Source organism: Streptomyces sp. ME19-01-6 (assembly GCF_033793745.1).
GTDB lineage: Bacteria > Actinomycetota > Actinomycetes > Streptomycetales > Streptomycetaceae > Streptomyces.
In genome coordinates, this window is the sequence record NZ_JARAXF010000002.1 from 87,831 (window position 1) to 112,433 (window position 24,603).

13 protein-coding genes are annotated in these 24,603 nt (G+C 69.7%); 6 read left to right on the forward strand and 7 right to left on the reverse strand.

Translation table 11 applies throughout. The annotated features are described in order from the left end of the window. Positions 1-33: 33 nt before the first annotated feature. Complete coding sequence (locus PV419_RS04060) at positions 34-1,062, reverse strand: LacI family DNA-binding transcriptional regulator (protein ID WP_319686270.1); 1,029 nt, start codon at positions 1,060-1,062, stop codon at positions 34-36. Positions 1,063-1,349: 287 nt separating this feature from the next. On the opposite strand from PV419_RS04060, the gene PV419_RS04065 reads away from it, so the two are divergent. The 6 genes from PV419_RS04065 to PV419_RS04090 all read left to right on the forward strand — a co-directional run bounded on the left by PV419_RS04065 (position 1,350) and on the right by PV419_RS04090 (position 9,495). Next, positions 1,350-2,660 carry a sugar ABC transporter substrate-binding protein gene (locus tag PV419_RS04065; RefSeq protein ID WP_319686271.1) on the forward strand — a complete coding sequence of 437 codons (1,311 nt, stop codon included), beginning with the start codon at positions 1,350-1,352 and terminating at the stop codon, positions 2,658-2,660. An 86-nt stretch (positions 2,661-2,746) separates the two neighbouring features. Further along, a complete protein-coding gene (locus PV419_RS04070) occupies positions 2,747-3,703 on the forward strand; it encodes a sugar ABC transporter permease (protein ID WP_319686272.1) in 957 nt (318 codons plus the stop codon). 28 nt (positions 3,704-3,731) lie between these two features. Further along, entirely contained in the window at positions 3,732-4,553 is an 822-nt protein-coding gene (locus tag PV419_RS04075; protein WP_319686721.1) for a carbohydrate ABC transporter permease, read from the forward strand. A 75-nt stretch (positions 4,554-4,628) separates the two neighbouring features. Then, positions 4,629-6,626 (forward strand): glycoside hydrolase family 127 protein, encoded by a 1,998-nt coding sequence (locus PV419_RS04080; RefSeq protein WP_319686273.1) that lies wholly within the window; start codon positions 4,629-4,631, stop codon positions 6,624-6,626. A gap of 56 nt (positions 6,627-6,682) precedes the next feature. Then, positions 6,683-8,848 carry a glycoside hydrolase family 127 protein gene (locus PV419_RS04085; protein WP_319686274.1) on the forward strand — a complete coding sequence of 722 codons (2,166 nt, stop codon included), beginning with the start codon at positions 6,683-6,685 and terminating at the stop codon, positions 8,846-8,848. Between the two features lie 47 nt (positions 8,849-8,895). Then, positions 8,896-9,495: a hypothetical protein gene (locus PV419_RS04090; protein ID WP_319686275.1), complete on the forward strand. Its 600-nt coding sequence runs from the start codon at positions 8,896-8,898 to the stop codon at positions 9,493-9,495. Between the two features lie 91 nt (positions 9,496-9,586). On the opposite strand, the gene PV419_RS04095 is transcribed toward PV419_RS04090, so the two are convergent. The 6 genes from PV419_RS04095 to PV419_RS04120 form a co-directional block, all read right to left on the reverse strand. Next, the gene (locus tag PV419_RS04095) at positions 9,587-10,756 is read right to left on the reverse strand and encodes an FAD-dependent monooxygenase (RefSeq protein ID WP_319686276.1); all 1,170 of its coding nucleotides are present in this window, start codon (positions 10,754-10,756) and stop codon (positions 9,587-9,589) included. A 17-nt stretch (positions 10,757-10,773) separates the two neighbouring features. After that, positions 10,774-17,973 carry an amino acid adenylation domain-containing protein gene (locus tag PV419_RS04100; protein WP_415925225.1) on the reverse strand — a complete coding sequence of 2,400 codons (7,200 nt, stop codon included), beginning with the start codon at positions 17,971-17,973 and terminating at the stop codon, positions 10,774-10,776. A 127-nt stretch (positions 17,974-18,100) separates the two neighbouring features. Beyond that, positions 18,101-19,240, reverse strand: coding sequence for a ketoacyl-ACP synthase III (locus PV419_RS04105; RefSeq protein WP_319686278.1), 1,140 nt, complete (start codon positions 19,238-19,240; stop codon positions 18,101-18,103). Positions 19,241-19,616: 376 nt separating this feature from the next. Continuing rightward, a complete protein-coding gene (locus PV419_RS04110; protein ID WP_319686279.1) occupies positions 19,617-20,336 on the reverse strand; it encodes a hypothetical protein in 720 nt (239 codons plus the stop codon). Positions 20,337-20,455: 119 nt separating this feature from the next. Then, entirely contained in the window at positions 20,456-21,721 is a 1,266-nt protein-coding gene (locus PV419_RS04115) for a cytochrome P450 (RefSeq protein ID WP_319686280.1), read from the reverse strand. 203 nt (positions 21,722-21,924) lie between these two features. Continuing rightward, complete coding sequence (locus PV419_RS04120; RefSeq protein WP_319686281.1) at positions 21,925-24,594, reverse strand: endo-beta-N-acetylglucosaminidase; 2,670 nt, start codon at positions 24,592-24,594, stop codon at positions 21,925-21,927. Positions 24,595-24,603 lie beyond the last annotated feature (9 nt).

Genomic DNA, 24,603 nt, shown 5'->3' on the forward strand with positions numbered 1-24,603 from the left:
ACTGTCAACAGAAAGCGCGCTGCGGCGCGGCCCTCAGGACAGCGGTGCCGTGGATCCCCGGATCACCAAGCGGCAGGGCAGGGTCTCGACGCCCGAAGGCCGTGCCCCGGCGATCGCGCTGAACAAGGCGCGCGCGGCCGCTCGCCCGACCTGCTCCAGATTCAGGTCGACGCTGGTCAGCGGCGGGCGGGAGGCGGAGGTGAGGACCTGCCAGTTGTCGAAGCCCATGACGGCCACGTCCTCGGGCACCCGGTGGCCGCGCTCGCGCAGTACGTCCATCACGCCGCGGGCGATCTGGTCGCTGCCGCACAGCACGGCGTCCACGTCCGGGTGCCGGTCGAGCAGCATCGCGGTGGCCGCCCGCCCCCAGCCCTCCGACCACACCCCGAACCGCACCTCGCCGACCAGCGCGAGACCCGCGTCGCCGAGCGCGGTCCCGGCCCCCTCGGCCCGCTCCCGCGCCGCGAGGTACCCCGGATCGCCGGTGATGTGCGCGATCCGGGTGCGCCCGCAGGCCAGCAGATGCTCGACGGCGATCCGTCCGGCGCCGACGCTGTCGGGAACGATGGACAGGTCCTCCGGATCCTCCGAAGGGGCGTACGCGTAGACGACGGGGACCGGCAGTTCGCGCCCCAGGGACGGACGGGGATCGGTCCGGCTGCCCACCACGATGAGGCCGTCGACCCGGCGGCCGAGCAGCGCCCGGACATGGTGCTGCTCGCGGATCGCGTCGCCGCGGGCGTCACAGAGGAACACCGCGACCTCGCCGGCTCCGAAGGCGTCCTCGGCGCCCATGAGGATCGGGATGCTGAAGCGGCCCTCCAGGTCGCTGGTGAGCAGGCCCACGGTGCCCGTCCGCCCGGCGAGCAGGCCGCGGGCCAGCTGATTGGGCCGGAACGACAGCCGCTCGGCCGCTTCGATCACCCGCTGCCTGGTCTCCGCGCGCACCTGGCTGCGGCCGTTGAGGGCCTTGGACGCGGTGGCGACGGACACGCCTGCCAGCCGGGCGACATCGCTGAGGGTGACGGGACGCGAACGAGAGGGGCCGGTGGCCTGGGTCATGGGGTGCACTCCTGTCTCGCGTCGCGTGCCGGGCCGTCGAGGGTGACACATCGCGCGTAAAACGGTACGTGAGTTGTTCAGGTCGCGGCGTACCCGCGGTGTTTCCGAGGTTTCGATGACTCTCCCACGGCCATTCTCTACAAGGGGATTGACGAGCGATGAGCTCGGTCCTACTTTCTCGGAAAGCCTTTTCGGTTCGTTTCCGTCGCAGAGTTCAGTGCCACCACAGCCATCGTCCCCTCCGGTTCGGCCTGCCCACGGCCCGCCGTCACACAAGGGAGATCGTCATGGGGAGCACGGCCGGACCACGTGGACGCATCCGCCGACTCGCCACCGGTGCCCTCGCGCTGCTCGCCGCCGCGGGCATGGTCACGGCCTGCGGGTCGGACGGCGGTTCGGGCGGCGGAGGAAGCGGAGCGGGGGGCGTCAAGGGCCTCGACGACGGCACCGAGCTGACCATGTGGACGCGAGCGGCGACCCGCCCGCAGAGCGAGGCCCTGGTCAAGGCGTACAACGCGAGCCACAAGAACAAGATCGAGCTCACCGTCATCCCCACCGACGACTACCAGGCCAAGGTCGGTGCGGCCGCCGGCGCCCGCGACCTCCCCGACCTGTTCGCCTCGGACGTGGTGTTCGTGCCGAACTACACCTCCAGCGGGCTCTTCGCCGATCTCACCGGGCGCATCGACGCCCTGCCCTTCGCCAGGAACCTGGCCCAGTCGCACATCAAGGCCGGTACGTACGAGGGCAAGAAGTACGTCGTACCGCACACCCTCGACCTGTCGGTGCTCTTCTACAACAAGGAGCTCTACCGGCGGGCCGAGCTCGACCCCGACAAGCCGCCCACCACTCTGCGCGAATGGGACCGGCAGGCGCGGGCCGTGGACGCGCTCGGCGGAGACGTCAACGGCACCTTCTTCGGCGGCAACTGCGGTGGCTGCGGCGTGTTCACCTGGTGGCCGTCCATCTGGGCCGCCGGGGAGGACGTGCTGAACAAGGAGGGGACCGAGGCACAGCTGGCCACGGACACCGCGAAGAAGGTCTACACGACCTACCGCGGCTGGGTGAAGGACGACATCGTGGCCCCCGGCGCGCGCGAGGAGACCGGCACCACCTGGACCGGGGTCTTCCCCAAGGGGAAGGTCGGCGTGATGCCCATGCCGTCGACCACCCTCGGGCTGATGCCGAAGAACCTCGACCTCGGGGTCGCGCCCATCCCCGGACCGGACGGCGGCAAGTCCACCTTCGTCGGCGGTGACGCCATCGGCATCTCCGCCACCAGCAAGTCGGCGGACCAGGCCTGGAACTTCCTCGCCTGGTCGCTCGGCGACAAGGCCCAGGTCGACGTGGTCGCCGCACACAAGGACGTGGTGGCGCGCACCGACCTCGCCTCCAACAAGTACTCCGACGCGGACCCGCGGCTGGTGACCATCAACCGGCTGGTGGCGGACGGCCGCACCCCGTACGCGCTGAAGTTCGGCCAGACCTTCAACGACCCCAACGGACCGTGGCTGTCCCTGATGCGCCATGCCGTCTTCGGCGACGGAGGGTCCGTGGAGAAGGACAACAAGGCGGTCAACGCCTCGCTGGCCGACTGAGCCACGCGCAGCCTTCCGGGGCCCGTGAACCCGCACCCCGCGCCCCGCGGCAGCACCCCTCCCACGTCACCCGGCAGAGGAGAGCCATGCAGGTGAAGGCGCCCGACCGAACGGCCGCCGAGCACGGGGACCGGTCGGCCCGCCGGCCCCGTCCCTCCGCACCCCGGTGGTGGCGGTCCCGGAAGGTCCAGGGGCTCGGCTACGCGGCCCCCACGGCCGTGTTCGTCGCCGTCTTCTTCGTGCTGCCCCTGCTGCTCGTCGGGCAGATGTCGCTCCACGACTGGCCGCTGCTCGCGGGAGACCGGGGCGGCAACGCGCCCGAGAACTACACCGAGGTCACCGACAGCACCCTGTTCTGGCCCGCGGTCCGCTTCACCCTCCTCTACACCGTGATCGTCACGGTCGTCCTCCTCGGACTGGCGCTCCTCCTCGCCCTGTTGGTGCAGGAGTCCCGCCCCGGGGCGGGCTTCTTCCGCACGGTCTACTTCCTGCCCAGCGCCCTGGGGCTGGCCTCCGCCTCCCTGCTGTTCTGGGGCCTGTACAGCCCCACCACCGGACCGCTGAGCGACGTCCTGGAAAAGCTCGGCCTCGTCGACGATCCGGTGTCCTTCCTCGGCTCGCCGACCTCCGCCCTGCTGTCGACGGTATTCCTCATCGTCTGGAAGTTCGCCGGCTTCTACATGCTGATCCTCCTCGTGGGCCTCCAGCGCATCCCCCACGAGGTGTACGAGGCGGCGCGGATGGACGGCGCGAGCCGCGGCCAGATCTTCCGCGGCATCACCATGCCGCTGCTGCGGCCGTCGCTCGCCCTCTCCCTGCTGCTCAGCGTCACCGGATCGCTGCTCGCGTTCGACCAGTTCTTCATCCTCACCAAGGGCGGACCGGACAACAGCACCGTCACCGTCGTGCAGCTGATCTACCGCGAGGCCTTCCAACGCATGGACCTGGGCACCGCGGCAGCCCTGTCGATCATCGTGCTGGCCGCCCTGCTCCTGCTCAACGTCGCGCAGTTCCGCGGTCTGCGCCGCGCCGACGAGTCATGACACCCACCTCATGAGAAGGGACACCACGGTGCTCACCCGCGCCCTCGGCCGGACGCCCCATTACGTCCTCGCCGGAGGACTGGCCGTCATCTTCCTCTTCCCCCTGCTGTGGAACGCCTGGGCGTCGGTCAGCGGACAGCCCGGCACCGCGCAGGAGTCCGGCTACGGCCTCGGCAACTACCGGACGCTGCTCGACTACGACGCGGGCCTGTGGCGGTACCTCCTCAACAGCACGGTCGTCTCCGCGCTCACCGTCGCCCTGACCCTCTCGGTGTCGCTGCTCGGCGGCTACGCCTTCGCCCGCTTCGACTTCCCGGGCAAGAACCTGCTGTTCCTGCTGACGCTGGCCATCCTCATGGTCCCGTACGCCACGCTCCTGATCCCGCTGTACGTGCTGCTCGGCAGGCTCGAGCTGCAGAACTCACTGCTCGGGCTGAGCCTGGTGCTGGCCATGTTCCAGCTGCCGTTCGCCACCTTCATGATGCGGATCTCCTTCGAGGCGGTGCCGCGCGAGCTGGAGGAGTCGGCGCTCGTCGACGGCTGCGGCACGGCGGGCGCACTGCGACGGGTGCTGCTCCCGGCGGTGCGACCGGGGCTGATCACCGTAGGGCTCTTCGCCTTCCTGGCGGCCTGGAACGACTTCATCGCGCCACTGATCCTCATCTCGGACAGCGAGAAGGCGCCCCTGCCGCTGGCCGTCGCGAACCTGCGGCAGCAGACCATGGGCGCCGTCGACTACGGCGCCACCGAGGCGGGTGTGGTGGTCCTCGCCGCGCCCTGCCTCCTCCTCTTCCTGCTGCTGCAACGGCACTACGTACGGGGGTTCATGTCGGGCGCGCTCAAGGGCTGAGGCGCCGGACCACGGAGCCGGACAACCCGACCACGGAGACGGACAACCGAAAGGACGATCCGAAGGCATGAACTGGTGAGGGAGAACACGGCGCGGTCACTCGTCCTGCCGGTGGCGCCGACCCGGGGCCGGCTGCGGCCGCTCGGGCTCGACGAGGTCAGGATCACGGGGGGCTTCTGGGCCCGGCGCCGGCAGATCAACGCGACCGCCACACTCGGCCACTGCCGCGACTGGATGGCCCGCGTCGGCTGGATCGGCAACTTCCGGGCCGCCGTCGAGGGCCGGATCGAGCGGGACCGGCGCGGCCGTGAGTTCGCCGACTCCGACGTCTACAAGCTGCTCGAGGCCATGGCCTGGGAGGCCGCCGGGCACGGCGCCGGCACCCCGCTCGACGCGGAGATCGCCGAGCTCACCGAGGCCATCGCCCCCGCCCAGGAACCGGACGGCTATCTGAACACCGCCTTCGGCCGCCCCGGGCAGCAGCCCCGGTACAGCGATCTCGAATGGGGCCACGAGCTGTACTGCTACGGGCACCTGATCCAGGCGGGGGTGGCCCAGGCCCGGGCCCGGGGCGAGGGCGAGCTGGCGAAGATCGCCAGGCGGGCCGCCGACCATGTCTGCGCCACCTTCGGCCGGGGCGGTATCGAGGGCGTGTGCGGCCATCCGGAGATCGAGCCGGCCCTGGTGGAGCTGGCCAGACTGACGGGCGAGCAGCGCTACCTCGACCAGGCGGCGTTGTTCATCGACCGCCGCGGCCACCTCGCCCTCGCCGACACCGAGTTCGGCCGCGCGTACTACCAGGACGACCTGCCCGTCCGCCAGGCCACGGCGCTGCGCGGCCACGCCGTCCGCGCCCTCTACCTCGCGGCCGGGGCCGTCGACGTGGCCGTGGAGACCGGGGACGACGCCCTGCTGGCCGCGGTGGTGCGGCAGTGGGAGCGGACGGTGGCCCGGCGGACCTATCTGACCGGCGGCATGGGCTCGCACCACCGGGACGAGTCCTTCGGCGACGACTTCGTGCTGCCGCCCGACCGCGCCTACTCGGAGACCTGCGCCGGGGTCGCCTCCGTGATGCTCAGCTGGCGGCTGCTGCTGGCCACCGGCGAGCCGCGGTTCGCGGATCTGGCGGAGCGGACCCTGTTCAACGTGGTCGCGGCCTCCCCGTCCGAGGACGGCCGCGCCTTCTTCTACGCCAACACCCTGCACCGGCGCCACCGGGGCACCGTGCCCGCCGCGGACGCGGACAGCCCGCGCGCCGAGTCGAGCCTGCGCGCCCCCTGGTTCGCGGTGTCCTGCTGCCCGACCAACGTGGCGCGGACCCTGGCCCAATTGCCCGCCTATCTGGCGACGGCGGACGACCACGGCGTGCAGCTGCACCAGTACGCCGACGCGGAGATCGCCACGTCCCTCGCCGGAGGCCAGGGCGTCGCGCTGCGGGTCCGTACCGACTACCCGTCCGGCGGGACGGTGACCGTGCGGATCGACCGGTGCCCGGCCCACCCGTGGACCCTGTCGCTGCGCGTCCCCGGGTGGGCGGACGGCGCCGCCACCTGGCTGGTCGAGCCGGACGGGACACGCCGCTCCGTCGCCCCGGGCACCGCCACGGTGGGCCGCCTCTTCCGGCCCGGTGACGAGGTACGGCTCGAACTGCCCGTGGCGCCGCGCTGGATCCGGGCCGATCCGCGCATCGACGCGGTACGCGGCACGGTGGCCGTCCAGCGGGGGCCGCTGGTGTACTGCGCCGAGTCGGTGGACCTGCCGGACGGGCACGAGGCCGACGCCGTACGGGTGGATCCGTCCGTCGAGCCGAAGGACGGGCGCGACCCCGACAGCACGGACGGCACGGTCGGCACGGCCGGCACCGTCGTCGTGGCCGGAGAGCTGGCCGGACACGCCGAACACAGCGACGCCCCCTGGCCGTACGCACCGCTCGACCGCCCCGACACCGCCACCGCCGGCGGGCGCACGGACATCGTCCTGGTGCCCTACCGCTCCTGGGCGAACCGCGGGCCCTCGACGATGCGGGTGTGGCTGCCGACGGCGGAACCCGATCCGACCGCCGCCCCTTCGTGACCGCCCGTTCTCCGCCCTCTGTCCACGCCCGCCGACCGACGATCGGAGTCAAGAGCATGACCCACCCCCCATCCCGCCGTCACGCGCTGAGACTCGCCGCCGGGGCTGCGGCAGCCGCCCCGCTCGCGACCGCCGTTCCGTCGGCGCACGCCGCCGCGGCCGGCGCCGTCCCCGCCACGGCGTCGTCCCGGGCCACAGCCGGGCCGTTGCCCGTCCCGGACACCTGGTCGGTACGCCCCTTTCCGCTGGACGGGGTGACCCTCGGCGACGGCGTCTTCCGCCGCAAGCGCGACCTGATGCTCGGCTACGCCAGGTCCTACCCGGCCGACCGCATCCTGGCAGTCTTCCGGGCCAACGCCGGGCTCGACACCCGCGGTGCCCGGCCGCCCGGCGGCTGGGAGACCTCCGACGGCAATCTGCGCGGCCACTACGGCGGCCACTTCCTCAGCCTCATCGCCCAGGCGTACGCCGACACCAGGGAGGCCGCGCTCAAGACCAAGCTCGACTACCTGGTCGGCGCGCTCGGCGAGTGCCAGAAGGCCCTGGCCGACCACGGTTCGCCCAAGCCCAGCCACCCCGGCTATCTGGCGGCGTACCCGGAGACGCAGTTCATCCTGCTGGAGAGCTACACGACGTACCCGACCATCTGGGCGCCTTACTACACCTGCCACAAAATCATGCGCGGGCTGCTCGACGCGCACACCCTGGGCGGGAACCAGCAGGCCCTTCAGATCGCCTCGGGGATGGGCGACTGGGTACACAGCCGGCTCGGCCACCTGCCGACAGCCCAGCTGGAGCGCATGTGGTCCATCTACATCGCCGGTGAGTACGGCGGGATGAACGAGGTGCTGGCCGACCTGTACGCCCTCACCGGCCGGGCGGAGCACCTCGCCGCCGCCCGCTGCTTCGACAACACCGCACTGCTGAAGGCCTGCGCCGAGGACCGCGACATCCTGGAGGGCCGGCACGCCAACCAGCACATCCCGCAGTTCACCGGCTATCTGCGGCTGTTCGACCACACCGCGAAGGAGGAGTACGCCGACGCGGCCCGCAACTTCTGGGGCATGGTCACGGGCTTTCGGATGTACAGCCTGGGCGGCACGGGGCAGGGCGAGATGTTCCGCGCCCGGGGCGCCATCGCGGCCACCCTGGACGACAAGAACGCCGAGACCTGCGCGACGTACAACATGCTCAAACTCAGTCGGCAGCTGTTCTTCCACGAGCGGGACCCCGCCTACATGGACTACTACGAGCGGGGGCTGACCAACCACATCCTCGCCTCCCGCCGGGACGCCCCCGCCACCGACAGCCCGGAGGTCACCTACTTCGTCGGGATGGGCCCCGGGGTGCGGCGCGAGTACGACAACACCGGCACCTGCTGCGGCGGCACCGGTATGGAGAACCACACCAAGTACCAGGACTCGGTGTACTTCCGCTCCGCCGACGGCAACGCGCTGTACGTCAACCTCTACCTCGCCTCGACCCTGCGGTGGCCGGAGCGGGGCTTGGTCATCGAGCAGACGAGCGACTACCCGGCCGAGGGTGTCCGCACCCTGACGTTCCGTGAGGGCGGCGGGCAGCTCGACCTGAGACTCCGCGTTCCGGCCTGGGCCACGGCGGGCTTCACTGTCACGGTCAACGGGGTCCGGCAGTCGGTCAAGGCCGTGCCCGGCAGCTATCTGAGCCTGAGCAGAACCTGGCGGCCCGGCGACCGGGTCGCCATCGCCGCCCCCTACCGCCTGCGCATCGAAAGGGCCCTGGACGATCCCACCGTCCAGTCGGTGTTCTACGGTCCGGTCCTGCTGACCGCCCAGAGCCAGGAGTCGGCATTCCGCGTGTTCTCCTTCTACAAGGCCTTCACGCTCCGGGGCGATCTGGCCGACGCGATCGCGCCCGGGGGCCGGCCGATGTACTTCACCACACACGGCCTGACCCTCGCACCGTTCCATGTCGGGGACGAGACGCGCTACCACGCCTACTTCAAACGCTCGGAACCGGTCGTCGTGTTCGGCACGAAGAACTCCGGCGTACCGAACCGCGCCCGTGGCAACGGTCTCACGTTCCTGGACGTGCTCTGGGCGCAGGCACCCTTCACGACCTCAGGCCTCTTTGTCCAGGCGGTACGCACCCTCGCCGACACATGGCTGTCCGAGGGGTTGTTCAGCCGCACCGAACGGGACAGCGTCGTGGCCGCCGCGGTCGGGGCGGACCTCAGGCACTGACGCACCCCACCCCCAGCCCCCCACCATCCCCCCACAGGAGGACCCTCATGAGTACCTGGCGCAACAAGGTGGTCGTCGCCGCACTCGCGGCCGCCGTGCTGACCGGGCCCGGCGTCGCGCAGGCCGCCCCGCCGCCCGCGGCGGCGTCCCAGGAACAGGCGCCGGCGGCCACCATCACCTGGACCCTCGAACGGGCGAGCAACCCCACCCAGGACCAGCAGACGGCCTACAACCTGATCACGGCGGCCATGAACGCCGCGGTGGCCCGGTACAACAACCTCAGCGATCTGGGCAAGAACATCACCGTCCGCTACGACCCCGGTGTGCCCACCGCTGACGGAAACATCAACGGAACCATTCGCTTCGGCAACCGCGGCTACATGACCGAGCGGACCGCCCTGCACGAGATCGCCCACACCATCGGTGTGGGCACCAGCTCGGGCTGGTCCTCTCTCTCCAGCGGTGGCACCTGGCACGGCGCGCAGGCCACGGCGCTCGTCAAGCGGTTCGACGGTTCGGGCGCCACGCTGTCCACCGGTGGCGGGCACTTCTGGCCCTACGGCCTGAACTACGAGAACGAGTTCTCGAACACGGCGGCCGATCGCCACGTCCAGATCGTCGCCGCCATGGTTCGTGACGGACTGTAGCCTCAGGACCCCCGTGCACCCGCTCGAACAGCACGAAGCCCACCCCCGAGGCCACAGCGCACTGCGCTGTGGCCTCGGCACGACAGCGGTACTAGACGTGGATCCCGGGAAACATGAGGACGTCCCGCTGCTGCTCCGCGAAGGCGGCGTAGGTCGTCCGACGCAGTTGCTCGTCCCGCTCGTGCCGCTGCCGCGGGTCCTCCAGTTGCTCCTGTTCGCTCAGCGCGCGGGAGGCGAGGACCATGGCCCGGGTGCGCTCGCGGCGTTGATCCTCGTAGCTGCGCAGACCGGCGGTCAGGTCGCTGGACCGGGCCAGCGTCCCGGCCAGGACGACGGCGTCCTCGATGGCCATCCCGGCTCCCTGGGCGAGGCTGGTGAGCATGGGGTGCGCGGCGTCTCCGAGGAGGGTGACGCGGCCGTCGCCCCACTGCTCCAGGAAGGCTCGGTCACGGGCGGGGATGGCGATGATGTCCTCTTCGGGCGTGACGCGGATGGCCGCCTGGACCTCGTCCGCCCAGCCGGCGTAGGCCTGGACGATCTCCTCCTTCGTACCCTGCCAGTCGGCGGCCCGTTCGACGGACATGTTCTTGGTGCCGAACCAGTAGGTCTGTCCGTGACCCAGGTCCAGCAGGCCGAAGCGCTGCCCGCTTCCCCAGTAGTGGAGGACCGAGCCGGTCTCGAAGCGCGGGTGGCTGAACGGGACGATGGCGAGCCAGCACACATATCCGGCCTCGTGCACCGGTTCCGGACCGGTGATCTGGCCGCGGATGGCGGAGTTGATCCCGTCGGCCCCGATGACGATGTCGCCGTGAGCCTGGCTGCCGTCGGCGAAGCGCACGGTCGCTCCGTCCGGTCGTGTCTCGTAGCCCACGGCGGCGGCGCCCAGGGTGATGGGGGTGTCCCCCACCGCTTCCAGGAGGCCCTGCTGCAAGTCGCTGCGGCTGATGACCACAGTGGGTGGCAGTCCCAGTTCGTTGCTCAGTTCCGGAATGGGAAACCAGGTGATGTGGTTTCCCTCGGCGTCGTTGATGCCGAAGCGCTGGAGCACCTGCCCGCGCTTTTCCAGACCGATGTCGATGCCGAGGGCGTCCAGCGCGGCGCCGCCGTTGCTCAGCACACCCAGGCCGGAACCGGCGGCTTTCAGCTCGGTGGCGCGCTCGTACACCGCGACGTCGATGTCGACCTGGCGCAGAGCGGCGGCCAGCGTGAGACCGCCGATCCCCGCCCCGATGACCACTGCTTTGGGCCGGTGGGATGTCATGAAACTCAGGTTTCCCTTCAGTGATGGGTTGAGGGGTGCAGGATGTCGGCGATCGTCTTGGCCACGTGGGCGACGCCGGGCTCCTCCATCATGGAGAGGTGATCGCCGGGAATGCCGACCACCTGGATGCGGCCGGTGGTCACTCGCCCCCAGCCGTTGGTCGCCTCGTAGTGCAGGCTGCCCGCGGCGCCGTGCATGGCCTCGAGGATCGCGGGAAGCGGTTCGTCGGCCCGCAGGAGGACGATGTCCTGGTCGACGGTGCCCGGCCGATAGTTCAGCGTGGCCATCCAGTTCGCCCGGTAGAGGCGGAAGAGGCGCCGGATGACGGTCCCCGAACTGTCGGCGGGCAGCACGCCCAGGTCGACCGCGCACCGTGCGATGTGCGCGAATTTCTCGTCCAGCGAGGTGGCGTGCTCGGGTATCTCCTCCAGTGGCGACGCGCCGCCGCGTACGGGCCAGAGCAGTTCCCAGAAGAACCAGCCGAGCAGCGCGTCCTCGGTGTACAGCTCGCGCAGCCGGGGGTTCAAGGTGACCGTGTCCAGGATCAGCACATCGGCTTGCTCACCCTCAGCGCTAAGTTGCAGAGCCATTTCGAAGGCGACGAACCCGCCGAAGGAGTAGCCGCTGACCTTGTACGGGCCTTCCGGCTGGATCCGTTTGAGGGCGGCGATGTAGCCGCGGGCCATGTCCGCGATGGTGTCCAGCGGTTCGGTGCCGGGGTCGGCGCCGGCCGCCTGGAGGGCGTACAGCGGCTGCTCGGGGTCGAGGTGTTTGGCGAAGGGCAGGAAGCACAGCACGTTGCCGCCCATCGGGTGGACCAGGAAGAGCGGGGTACGGGTACCCGACGGGTTGAGCGGCACGACCGGGTCGAAGCGGGGCGGTGCCGCCGCGGCGGACCGCAGCCGGGTGGCCATCGCGGCCACGGTCGGCGCGGCGATGAACTCCGACAGCGGAATGACGGTGCCGAAGCGCTGTTCCAGCGTGGCGATCAGCCGCATCGCGGTCAGTGATGTGCCACCCAGGTCGAACATGCTGTCGTTGATGCCGACTTCGGGCAGGTGCAGCAGGTCCGCGAGAATCTCGGCGAGAGCCTTCTCGAGCGGGGTGCGCGGCGGGGTGGTGTCGTGGTCGGCCGGCGCCTCGAGAGGGATCGCCCGCAGGGCCGCGTCATCCCGTTTCCCGCTGGGTGTGGACGGCATGGCGGAGAGCCACTGGATGTAGGACGGCACCATGTAGTCGGGGAGCGTTTCGCGCAACCGGCTACGGAGCGCACCGGTGTCCACCGTCGACGGATCGCCGGTGAGAAACGCCACCAGGACCGTGTCCGTGCCGGGGCGGGTGCGGGCGACGACGGCGGACTCGGCGATACCGGGGTAGCGGGGGGCGAGGTCGCGGATCGCCAGCTCCACCTCGGCCGTCTCGACCCGGAATCCGCGGACCTTGACCTGGGTGTCGGCGCGGCCGGTGCACACGATCTCGCCGCTCGGCAGGGCGAAACCGAGGTCGCCGGAGCGGTAGAAGCGGCCGGACATGCCGGGCAGCGTGACAAAGCGTTCCTTGGTCAGGTCGTCACAGCCCAGATATCCACGCGCGACCGAGGCGCCCCCGAGATACAGCTCGCCCGTCACCCCCGGCGGCACGGGGCGCAGCCGCGGATCCACCACGACCACTTGGGCGCCGTCGACGGCGGTCCCCACCGGTGGCAGGTCCGGGAAGTCGGCCGGCGGTCCGGTCAGGGTGTGGCGGGTCACCACATGGGTCTCGGTGGGGCCGTACTGGTTCTCCAGCACCACCCCGGGCAGGGCCGAGCACAGACGGCGGATCTCGTCGGTGATCCTCAGCTGTTCGCCGCTGGAGGCGATGACGCGCAGCGCGGCCGGTGTGACGCCCAGCGCCTGGGAGGCCAGCGCCAGTTGCTGGAGGGCGATGGAGGGAACGAAGACGCGCTCGACCCGTTCCCGGTCCAGCAGGCGCACCAGGGCCGGCATGTCCCTGCGGATCTCCTCAGGCACCAGGCGGAGGGTGCCGCCCGCGCACAGGGTGGAGAAGATCTCCTGGAAGGAGACATCGAAGCTCAGCGGCGCGTACTGCAGGGTGATGCCCGCCGAGGCACTCCGGGCGCGATTCTGCCAGGAGACCAGGTTGGCCAGCATGCGATGGGGGATGTCGACTCCCTTGGGCCGCCCGGTGGAGCCCGAGGTGAACAGGACACAGGCGGTGCCGTCCAGAGCGATCGGCGGCAGGGGCGAGGCGAGGGCGTCCCCGGTGGGCGGTTCGGCGAGCTCCTCGAACCGTACGATCCGCGAGGTCCGGCCGAGGAGTTCACCGTGCCGGCCGGCGGCGACGATGCGGCAGGGATCCGCCTGTTCGATCATGTAGGAGATCCGGGCGGCGGGGTATCCGGTGTCCAGGGGCATGACCGCCGCTCCGGCCCGCATGATGCCCAGCATGACCGCGATCACCTCGGACGACCGGTCGGCCGCCACACCGACGACGGCGCCGGGGCCCACCCCCAGGGCGAGCAGGTTGCGGGCCACGGCCTCGGTGGCCAGTGCGAGCCGCGCGTAGGTCCACCGCTCGTCGTGCGTGGCCAGGGCGGGGGCGTTCGGGGTGCGTGCGGCCTGTTCCGCGAAGCGGTCCACCACGCTGCGTGCCGCGTCCGTGCCGACGGCGGGGAGCGGCTGTGGCACGGCGTCAAGGAAGTCCCAGCCGGGCTGCTCCAGGGAGTGGTGGACCATACGGTCGAGGACGCGGGTGTAGTAGTCGGCGAAGAGCCGGACCTGGTCCGGGGTGACCGTCTGTCCGTCGTTGTCGATGCGCAGCCAGATGTCCTGGTCGACGGGGTCCGTCACGGCGTTGACGAGGAGCGTGAAGTTGGTCTCCTCGACGGTGCGCAGATCCGTCAGCTCCAGCCCCGGCTCCCGGAGTGCGTCCGTGAGCTGCTGGAACCGCACGTAGTTGAACACCGTGTCGAACAGCGGACCACCGCCGTGCTGCTCCTGGATGGCGCTGATGGGGTAATGGCGGTGGGGATACGCGCTCTGCTCACGCCGGAACGCCTCCCGTACCTCCTCCAGCCAGCTGTCCTGGGCCGTGTTCACCCTCATGGGCAGGGTGTTGAGGAACAGTCCGACCATGCGCTCGGCGTGCGGGTGCTCCGGGCGGCTGTGCGCGATGAGACCGGTCATGACATCGTCACGCCCGGACAACAGCCGCAGTGTCAAGCAGTGGGCGGCGAACAGCACCGACTTCACCGGCAGTGCCTGGGCTCGGGCGAAGGTCCGTACGTCGTCGCCGAGCCGGGCCGGCAGGTCGAAGCGGTGCGACTCACGCCCGCCCGCGGACGACGGGGGCTGGTGCGGGCGGAACGAGCCGATCGAGGTGGGTTCGCTTCCGTCGAGTTCGCTCCGCCAGTACCGGCGGTCGGCCTCCGAGGCCAGAGCTCGGCGTTCGGCCCACAGGTGCGCGGCGGGCGAGGGCAGGCGGACCTCGGACACCGGGGTCGGGTGCAGGCCCAGGGCATGCCCGTAGTCACGCAGCAGTTCGCCGATGAGGTTGGCGACGCTCGCACCGTCGAACAGGGCGTGGTGGAAGCTCAGGACCAGGTCGATCGCGGAGCGGCGTACGTGGACGCGCAGCATGTACAGGGGTGCGGTGGCAGTGTCGAAGGGGTACTCGTGGTGGCGGCGTTCTTCGATGTGCCGCAGCACCTCCGTTTCCGCGTCGTCGCCGTCATGGGACCGCAGATCGACGACGGCGAGGCCGTCGAAGCCGTCGTCGGTGGCCGGGTGCACCAGCTGCAGCGGTTCGCTGAACCCGGCCAGGCCGAAGCTGGTACGCAGCGCCGGATGACGCCGTACGAGTCGGCCGAACGCCGCACGAAAAAGCCCCTCGTCCCAGTCGCATCCCAGGGTGTAGCGGAACACGTCCTTGTACAGGGACGATCCCCGCCGCTGACGGCTGTGGTAGATCAGGCCCAGTTGCATCCGGGTGAGTGGATAGGCGTCCGAGACCGAGCCCAGCCGCGCCCGGTCGATACCGGAGACCGTCTCGAAGGGGCGGGGTTCACCCTCGGGCGACGAGGGGTCGGTGTCCGACAAGGGGTCGGAGGGGGAATCGCCCGGGACGGCCCGCGCGGCCAGGCCGGCGACGGTGGAGTGCCGCACCAGATCGGCCAGTGAGAAGCGCAGGCCACGCTGCTCGGCCAGGGCGCGGACCCGCAGCATCTGCAGCGAGTCACCGCCGAGCGCGTAGTAGTCGTCCTCGGCACCCACGGGACCGCACCGCAGGACCTCGGACCACACGTCCGACAAGATCTGTTCGGCGGAGGTGAGCGGGCGTGCGGCCGGTGCGCCGCCGCGGACCACCGGTTCCGGCAGCGCCCGGCGATCCGCCTTGCCGTTGGGCGTCAGCGGAATGCGGTCGAGCCGCACCCACAGTGCCGGGATCATGAACTCCGGCAGCGCGGCGGCGAGATGACGGCGCACGTCCGCGGCGGCGATTTTGTCCTCCGCGACGTAGTAGCCGACCAGATGGACACCCCGTTCGTCATCGGCGCGGTCCACCACCAGCGCGTCCCGGATGCCGGGCACGGCGATCAGGGCCCTGCTGACCTCGCCCGGCTCCACCCGGTTCCCGCGGATCTTCACCTGGTCGTCGAGGCGGCCCAGGTATTCGAGAGAGCCGTCGGCGAGCCACCGCACGAGATCACCGGTGCGGTACAGACTGTCTTCGCCGGTGAACGGGTCGGGGATGAACCGCTCCGCCGTCAGGGCGGGCCGGTTCAGATATCCTGCGGCCACCCCGGCGCCGCCGATCCACAGCTCGCCCGGGACGCCTCTGGGCTGCGGCTGCCCGTCCTGCCCCACCACGTACAGACAGGTGTTGTCGATCGGCCGTCCGATGGGCACGCGGCCGACGGGGCGGCCGGGATCCCCGGGGCAGTCGTGGAAGGTCACGTCGACGGTTGCCTCGGTCGGGCCGTACAGGTTCACCAGGGCCGGCGCGGCACGCTCCCCATGGTGGAAGAGCCGGTTGAACCGGTCGACGCGAACAGCCGGCAACGCCTCTCCGCTGCAGAAGACACGACGCAGCGTCTGTGTCCGGGAGCGCACTTGTGGGGTCTGCTCCGCGGCATCGAGGAAGGCACCGAGCATGGACGGCACGAAGTGCGCGACGGTGACCTGCCGGTCGTGGATGGTCCGGCCGATCACGAGAGGGTCCTTCTCACCGCCCGGCGGCAGGAGGGCCACGCTCGCTCCCTCAACAGCCCACCAGAACAGCTCCCACACGGACACGTCGAAGGACACGGGTGTCTTCTGCAGCAGTACGTCGCCCTCGCCGATCGGGTACGCGCGCTGCATCCAGGCCAACCGGTTGACCACCGAGTGGTGCCGGACCCGCACACCCTTGGGCTTGCCGGTGGAGCCGGAAGTGTAGATCACATACGCGAGGTCCGAGCCGTCGGCCAGCGGCTCCAGCGGGGAGTCGTCGCCGTGCAGCAGGTCCGGGACGCGGTGCACGGGCACGTCCGCCGCTGCCGGGGTCAATGGCATGCACTCGTCCGACGCCAGCACGGCGGCCGGGCGGCTGTCATCGAGCAGGAAGCGGATGCGCTCGCGCGGATATCCCGGGTCCACCGGGACATAGGCACCACCCGCTTTGAGCACGCCCATCAGCGCGACGAGCAGGTCGGGGCCGCGCTCCAGCGAGACGGCGACCCGGTCGCCCGGGCCCACGCCGTCCGCTCGCAGCGCCCGGGCGACCTGGTTGGCCCGCGCGTCGAGTTCGGCGTACGTCAGGGCGTCGTCCGGGCCCGGCCCCACCACGGCGATCCGCGCCGGACCGCGGGCGACCTGCCGCTCGAAGAGCCCCGAGAGCGTGGCGTCCCGCGGATACGCGACGCGGTCTCCCCGGCCGTGCCGGATCAGCTCTTCCCGCTCCGTGGCAGAGAGCATCGGCACCGCGGACACCGGCCCGTCCGCCATGTCCACGCCCTCTTCGAGCAGGTACTTCACGTGTCCCGCCATCGCTTCGATGGGGAAGTCGTCATCGAAGACGTCCGTGGCGTAGTCCAGGTCGAAACGGATCTCCGGCGCGTTGTCGAAGTCGAGCACCACCAGCGAGAGGGCGTCCTGCTCATGGCAGGGCGATTCCATCGTCGTCTCGAGGTCGATGCCCGGGCCGGGGTCCGGGCGTCCGGCCCGGAGGTAGGACAAGGTGACGTCGAATAACTGCCGGTTTCTGCCATGGAGTTCACGCAATCCGCGCACGACGTCTCCCAGGGCCGCCCGCTCGTGCCGGCGCAGCGCACGGGTGGCGCTCCGCGTCCGGTTGACGATGTCGCGCAGCGGCCGCCCGTCCTGGGCGGGCAGGCGCAAGGGCAGCGTGTTCGCGAAATGCCCGACGGTATCCAGGTATCCATCCGGCCGGTTCAGGACCGGAATACCCAGGATCACCTCCTCGGCGCGATGCACCCGGGACAGATACGCGCCCAGCATGGTGGCGATGTAGGGAAACAGCGGCAGTTGGGCCTTCCGGACGCGGGCCGCCCACGCACGATCCAACGTGAAGGAAAAGCGGGCGCCTTCGCGGGGGGCGCTCGCCGGCTTCCTGGGGAACAGCGCGGGGACCGCGTCGGCGAGGGCGGAGCGGTGGGCCTCCAGGTCCGCGGCGTTCTCCTCGGCTCCCTGGTACGCGACATCCCGCACGGAGAACGAACGGTACGACGGCGCGCGGCTCTCCGTGGCGGCTCCGCCCGCCACCATCGACGCGTACTCGTCGAGAATCTGGGCGCTCACGTGGTTGAGCGACCAGCCGTCCATCACCAGGTGGTGCGCGACAAACTGGAGGTGCGTCACACGGGGGCTCTCCACCAGGAGCGCCGCCCGGACCATGGGCTGATCGCGCAGCGGCATCGGGCGCTGCTGGAACGCGCGCACCCGGCGGCGGCAGGCTGCCGCCGGGTCGCTTTCCTGTGACAGGTCGGTCGTTTCCACGACGGGCGACTGGGGTTCGACCCACTGAAGAGGCGTCCCGTCCCGCTCGTCGAATCGCAGGCGCAGAGCGTCATGACGCCGCAGGGCTTGCTCGACGCACTGGCGCAGCACACCGAGATTCACGTCCCCGGTGAGCTTCTCGTGACACGAGACGTTGTACTGCGGTGATTCCTCGGACTGTGCGGCGGAGACCCAGATGTCGAGTTGATATCGCGTCAAAGGGAAAGGCTCGGGCGAATTCATTGTCACGATCTCCGGGTGAGACGATGGAGGGTCGGCTACCGGCCGAACGAAAGAACGAAGGGGCCACGGACGAAAGAACGAGAAGGACCGCGGCGAGGGCGTGCTAGTACCAGCGCACCAGTGCCGCGGCGGCGTTCATGCCGCCGCCGATGGACGCCAGCAGGAGGTTTTCCCCTCGCTCCAGGGGCCGGTCCCGGTCCGCCGCGCACAGCGTGACGGGAATGGAGGCACCCGCGGTGTTCCCCAGGCGGGGAGCGGTGAGCGGCATGCGCTTCCGGTCAATTCCCGTCATGTCGGCAAAGGACTCCAACAGGCGGGCGTTCGCCTGATGGAAGATGAACCGGTCGATGCCTCCCAAGCTCAACCCGGCGTCGTCGAGGACCTGGCCCACGACCTTGGGCAGAGTCGTTTGCACATACTGCCGGATCGCACGCCCGTCCATCTTCAGAAAATGCTGCCCGGATTGGAGCGCGGCCCCGTCGAGCGGCAGAGCCGTGCCGCCGGCCGGCACCCCGACGAGATGGTGGAGCGCGCCATCACTGATCATCCGCATGGCCAGCAGCCCGTACCCCTCCGGCACGGGGCCCAGCAGCACGGCTCCGGCTCCGTCCCCGAAGAGGCTCACGGTGCTCCGGTCGGTGCGGTCCATGATGGTGGAGAACATATCGGCGCCCACCACCAGCACGTGGTCGGTATCCGACGATGCCGACCGCAGACCGTCGGCGAGGGCCATGCCGTACAGGAAGCCACTGCATACCGCATTGACGTCGAACGCCGGCATGACGCGCAGTCCGAGCTTGCCCTGCACGATGGCCGCCGTCGCCGGCTGGGGCACATCGGGCGTACACGTGGCTAATATCAGAGCGTCGGTCAGTTCGGCGGCGCCTTCGCGCTCGGAAAAGACCTGCCGCACCGCGTGTACCGCGAGGTCCGATGTCGCCGTTCCGGTTCTCGCATAGCGTCTCTCGAGAATTCCCGTGCGTTCGTGGATCCATTCCTCCGATACGCCGGTCCATTCGGCTATCTTGTCGTTCCCGACCACATGGTCGGGCACATGAGATCCGATGCTGATGATCCCTGTCGGCATGGCGAAATCCAGTTCGTCGATGACCAGGCAGCGCGCATGGCGATCCTGGTAAGGGAAGGGAAACAGAAATTGCGCTGTTCCTTGGATTTCTTCTCGTCGACAGTCGGCGGACTCACACGGAAAGGGACGCCTTAGGGAAGGAAGCTTAGCCTGCATTCGAGAAATCAGTCACTGTGACGTACGCCACTTTATTTTTCCGATGGATGGTGGCCGATAGTCCGTTTTCTGTCCCCGCCACTTCAAACTGACATAGTTCTGCCATACATGGCTTTCTGGGTGGGCGGTGGCGCCATACGCGTCATAGGCGTCATACGGGGAAGGCGCGCTTGAGGCGCGCGAAGAGGCCGAACTCGAAGCCCTCGTCGAAGTATCCAGCGGGCTGAGTCCGAGAGTGACCTACAGCCGCTCCGGTCCGGCACACACCCTGGGGCGGCCACCTCATGTGCCGAGGCCGGCAGGGCCTCGGGTTCATGACCCGAGCATGCCGTCCCCTCGGCCATGAGGCGGCCGCCCCTTCGGTGCCCGCGGCGGCTCAGGACAGGAAGCTGCCGTACGGGCCGTTCCGGATCCCGTTCTTCTGGGCCTGGCTGAAGTGGCAGTTCGGATAGTTGTAGAACGACGCGGACATCGGTGTGCCGTCGGTGGACGTGGAGTCGGGCAGACCGAAAGCATGGCCCAGCTCGTGCACCATGCCGCCGTACCACCGGTTCATATTGCCGTTGGTCCCGGCGGCGCCGTCCGCGTCGTGGCCGCTGAGGATCACCCAGCCGCCGCCACCGCCGCCGCCGGAGACGCCCTGGGCCTCGGCGCTGATCTCGCCGACGCACAGCCAGCGCGGGTCCGGGGCCCGGAGACCCAACTTGGCCAGCAGCTCCTGCTGCATGTTGAAGACCACCCACCAGTACGGGTCGTCGCCGTTCCGCGTGTTCTCGTACCAGGCCCGGTTGTGGTCACCGTTGACCACCTCCACCGCCGGGGTGTTCAGCTTGAACGTCACGCCGAGTTCCTGACGGTAGAAGCGCTGCGCCTCCTTCATCACACCAGTGATGCCATCGGGGTACCGCTGGTCGAGCGTTACGTCCGTGGGCTTGAGCCAGAACACTCGCACGGTCCCGGCCGGCGGGGCAGCGGCCGTGCTTGCCGTCGCCCCTGTCGCCGCCTCGGCGGTCCCCGCGAACACCCCGGAACCTAACGCCGCCATCCCCGCCGTCGCGGTCAGCACCGCGCGGCGTGTCACTCTGCGACTTTCCACCGGACACACCTCCTCGATGTACCAGTACATGACAAGACGAAGCTAGCACCAACTTGCGGTATTGCGAATAACGTTCGAAATACCGTCAGTATGGGGCAGGCCGCCGCCGAGCGGGCGGGTCAGCGCAGAGCGGGGGTGAACTCCACCGGGAGGGCCGCGACGCCCCGGATCCAGATGGAAGACCGCCATGCGAGCTCCTCGGGCGGCACGGCCAGCACCACGTCCGGCAGCCGGTCGAGCAGCACCTCGATCGCCGTCATGGAAATCACCTCGCCCAGTTCCCGGGCCGGCACGGGACAGCTGTGCTCGCCGTGACTGAAGGACATATGGGCCTGGTTGCCCGCCGCGTCGGTCCTGAAATCCGGCCGTACGCCCGGATCCGCGTTGGCCGCGGCGAGGCCCAGCACCAGGCAGTCGCCCGTCTTGATCCGCTGTCCGCCGAGGATGGTGTCCTCGGCGGCCCAGCGGCCGATGAAGCTGGGAACCGGGGTGTCCCTCCACAGCACCTCGTTCAGCGCCTGGCCGATGCTGCGCCGCCCGCCGGCCATGGTGACCGAGAACCGCTCGTCGGTCAGCATCAGCCTCAGCGCGTTGCCGATCCAGTCGGTCGTGCTCTGGTGGCTGGCGTACACCGTGCCGATCAGGTCGTTGACGATCTCCTCGTCGGTGAGGGCCGCCCGGTGCGCCGCCATCTGCGCCGGGATGCCCGGCATACCCGGGTTGCTCCGCACCTCGGCCACCAGCGTCACCATTCGGTTGTGCACCCGCTGGTACGCGGCCACGCTGCCCGCGTTGGCACTGACCATCTCGACCGTGTCGCGCTGGATGGCGACCGCTGTGTCCGGAGCCAGGCCGAACAGACGGGTCACCACCCGCATCGGCACCTGGCCGGCGTAGTCGGCGACCAGTTCGGCGCGGCCACTGCCCGCGAAGGCGTCGATCAGCTGGTCGGCGACGCGCTCGGACTCCGCGCGCAGCTCGAACTGGTCCACCGACGCCAGCGCGTCGAACATCGCCTCGGCCCGCCGCTGGTGCTCGGCGCCCTCGGCGAACAGCATGGTCGGCCGGTAGCCCACGAACGGCATCAGCGGCCAGTCGGGCGGGATGTAATCCCAGGCGTGCCAGCGACGCGAGTCACGGGCGAACACCGTGGGATCGGAGGTGACGCGGTGCAACTCCCGGTAGCCGAGCACATACCAGGCGGGGATGTCGTGGTCGAGGAGGATCGGCGCCACCGTTCCATGGTCGCGGCGCAAGCGCTGGTACAGCTCCTCCGGGTCGGTCTGGAGCTCCTCGGTGTGCATCCGTACGGCGCCGGGGTGCGCCGGGCAGCCGGGGAGAGAAGACGGGCCGTCGACCGGCGAGGGGTGGTGCGGGGTTGTCACGCTGTCATCTCCGGGGCGAAGGAGGCGGAATTGCAGGAGTATAAGTACAGGTCAGCGCCCAGCAGAAGGCTCTCGGCCGCCTCCCGCACCCTCGCTCTTGCCACCCCCGCGGAAAATGCCTTCCCGCCGCGATGTCAGAGACCCTGAACGAGCCTCGTCCTCCCGGTCGGGAAGGCATTCCCGCCGCTCTGCCTTGACGCGGTCTAGTTGCCGCGCAACACCGTGGAGACCTTGTTCCCGGCGTAGTCCTCCAGCACGGCGACGACCTTACTGGTAGGACTGGACATGGTCACCGTCATCGCCGGACGGGTGGTGCGGCCACGGACGACATACGGCTTGCTGCCCGACCCGTACGTCGTGGCGAACGACTTCGGCTGACCGTCCTCGAGGACGGTCAGCGTGTGCCAGTCGGGAAGGGTGGGGCGGGAGAAGGTGAAGGTGTTCCCCGCGATCTTCACGGCTGAGGCGGGGTAGGAGCTGACCTCGGCGTCGGCGAACCTGCCACGCACGCCTGTGGCTGTGCCGTCGTCGGTCTGCGCGGTGAGGAGGTACTCATCTCCGTTGACGGGTACGCCGGTCAGGGTCGCGCTCGTCTGGTTGCCCGGCACCGTGACCTTCTTGGTGAAGGGGTGGGATGTATCGAGGCTGCGGACCTCCACGGTGAGGGGCTTGCCGGTCTGCCTCGGGGCCCATGTCGCCTTCAGCGTGCCGTCGGCGCCCGCCTTGGCGGTCACGTCGGCCGGGGCCGAGGACAGGTCGAAGGACACGGTCGCGGGCTTGCTCCGGGATCCGTCCGGGCCGACCGCGACGAGCTTGAGCGTCCCTGACGTGGCGGTGAAGCGCTTGACGTAGTAGACGTCGTCGTAGATGCCACCGAGGTAGGTGTCGTCGAGGTAGACGTCGTAGCGGCGGACCGTGTCGTAGTCGCTTCGCTGCCAGGACAGGAACAGCTCGTCGCTCTGGGGCAGCAACTGGTCGATGCGCAGTTTCCCGGGCTTGGCCGGGGTGCGGTCGACGCCGTCGTGCAACGCCATGGCGCCCAGGTTGACCTGGTAGTTTTCGATCGGACGAGCCCCGGCGGCAACGACGAGGCCGAGGGAGGCGATGTGCTCGCCGGCGTAGTCCGACAGGTCGGCGGAGACGGTGGTCCAGCCGTCGGTGTGCTTACCGGAGCCGGACAGCGGCACCTGCACCACCTTGCTCGGATCGGAGGACAGCACCAGAGCGAGCCGGAGCTGGGAGCCGTCGTCCGCCGAGGGCTTGTTGTAGGTCAGGGAGAGCGTCGAGTCCGCCTTGACGCTCAGGTCGGTCTTGTACAGGCGTACGGTGTTGTCGCTGTCGAGCCTGCCGCTGAGTACCAGGGAGCTGCCCCCGTTGTAGGCGCCGACTTGTCGGTAGGAGAAGCGGCCGGCGGGGGTGTACTCGGGGCCGTAGTCGAAGTCGGCCTTGAGCGGAGAGCTCGCGGCGTCGATCCACCACTGCCAGGTCACCGGGGTGTCCTGGAGGTTGATGTTGCCCCATTCGGCGTCGTTGGAGAGCTTGCCGTCGCTCCAGGTCGACAGGCCGTGTCCGGTGTTGAACGAGGTCGCGAAGGTGCTGCCCTTGATGACGGAGCGCTCGGCGACGTACTTCGATATGCCCTTCCAGCTGCCCTCCGCCGTGGTGGTCCCCTGGGACGAGCCGGTCCACCAGCGGCGTTCACGGTCGAAGACCGCCGACTGGGCCTTGTCGTCGGTCTTGCCGGCGTAGTCGGAGGAGACGAAGTCGGCGCCCAGCGTGGCTATGCCGTTCATGGGAGCGCCGTCGGTGCCGAGGTTGTTGTCGAGGTTGTACGGCTGGTCGAACTGGTACATGCCCGCCTCGACGCCTGCGAAGACGCTCTTGCGGGGGTTGAGACCCAGACTTTCCGCATGGGTCTTGGACCGGGTGAGCTTGGACTTGTCCCACCAGTAGTTGAGGAAGACGGAGTCGGACACGTCCCCCACGGCCTTGTCCCGGACGAACGGAGCGTTGACCGAGTTGAACTCGTTCTGGTACGAGACTCTGCCCGTGGAGTTGTCGATGGAGTCGTACCACTGCACGTACAGGCCGCCGTCGCGCAGCTGCTTGAGGAATCGTTTGAACGCGGGGATGTCGGCCGGGGCGACCGCATCCTCCTGGTTGAAGAAGTAGCCGTCGAAACCGTAGTACTTGGCGGCCTCGACGAGCTTCGCGGCGGAGGGGAAGTCGCCGGCGGCGTCCCGGACGAGCAGTTCGGAGTACGCCTGGTCACCTCGGTCGTTCGGAGAGAAGAAGACGCAGCCCAGCGACCGTACGCCGTTGGCGTGCGCGGCGTTGGTGTAGCCGGGGTTGGGCAGGTTGACCGCGCCGAACTCGAACCACTTCTCCTTCCAGTCGAGGTTGGGGTCGTAGTAGTTCACGGGCACGCCCTCGGTGGGCATGCCGTGCCAGGACGCGTACACATCGGCGTACTGCCAGTAGTTGAAGAGGTACTGGCTGAACTCGTTGGTGTACGGGTGACTCTCGAAGAAGGCGTTGCCGTAGTCGCCCGCGAGGGTGAGCAGTTGGGTGTCGGCGGGCAGCGCCGGGTTGCGCTGGGTCGTGGCATCGGGGGCGATGCGGGTCTGCAGCGGCACCTTGGCGCGCAGCAGCTCGGCGTCGGTGTCGTCCGCCGGGTTCCAGCGCAGCAGGTCGGTGGAGGAGTAGCCGTGCTGGTAGGGCTGGTTGGCTCCGACGGCGCTCTCTCCCGTCCAGGGGAGGGTGTCGCCGGCCAGGGCGGTGCCGGCGCCCAGGGTCAGGGCCAGTGCCGCTGCCAGAGCACCGGTGCGTGCACGGGCTGAGGCCCGTCTTCTGGTGCCGTGTTGTCGTGCCATGCCATTTCC

Bases quoted from the DNA above. Each gene is read 5' to 3' on its own strand.
- PV419_RS04070 (WP_319686272.1), top strand. From the start codon at position 2,747: ATGCAGGTGAAGGCGCCCGACCGAACGGCCGCCGAGCACGGGGACCGG.
- PV419_RS04085 (WP_319686274.1), top strand. From the start codon at position 6,683: ATGACCCACCCCCCATCCCGCCGTCACGCGCTGAGACTCGCCGCCGGG.
- PV419_RS04060 (WP_319686270.1), bottom strand. From the start codon at position 1,062: ATGACCCAGGCCACCGGCCCCTCTCGTTCGCGTCCCGTCACCCTCAGC.
- PV419_RS04065 (WP_319686271.1), top strand. From the start codon at position 1,350: ATGGGGAGCACGGCCGGACCACGTGGACGCATCCGCCGACTCGCCACC.
- PV419_RS04120 (WP_319686281.1), bottom strand. From the start codon at position 24,594: ATGGCACGACAACACGGCACCAGAAGACGGGCCTCAGCCCGTGCACGC.
- PV419_RS04090 (WP_319686275.1), top strand. From the start codon at position 8,896: ATGAGTACCTGGCGCAACAAGGTGGTCGTCGCCGCACTCGCGGCCGCC.
- PV419_RS04105 (WP_319686278.1), bottom strand. From the start codon at position 19,240: ATGCAGGCTAAGCTTCCTTCCCTAAGGCGTCCCTTTCCGTGTGAGTCC.
- PV419_RS04095 (WP_319686276.1), bottom strand. From the start codon at position 10,756: ATGACATCCCACCGGCCCAAAGCAGTGGTCATCGGGGCGGGGATCGGC.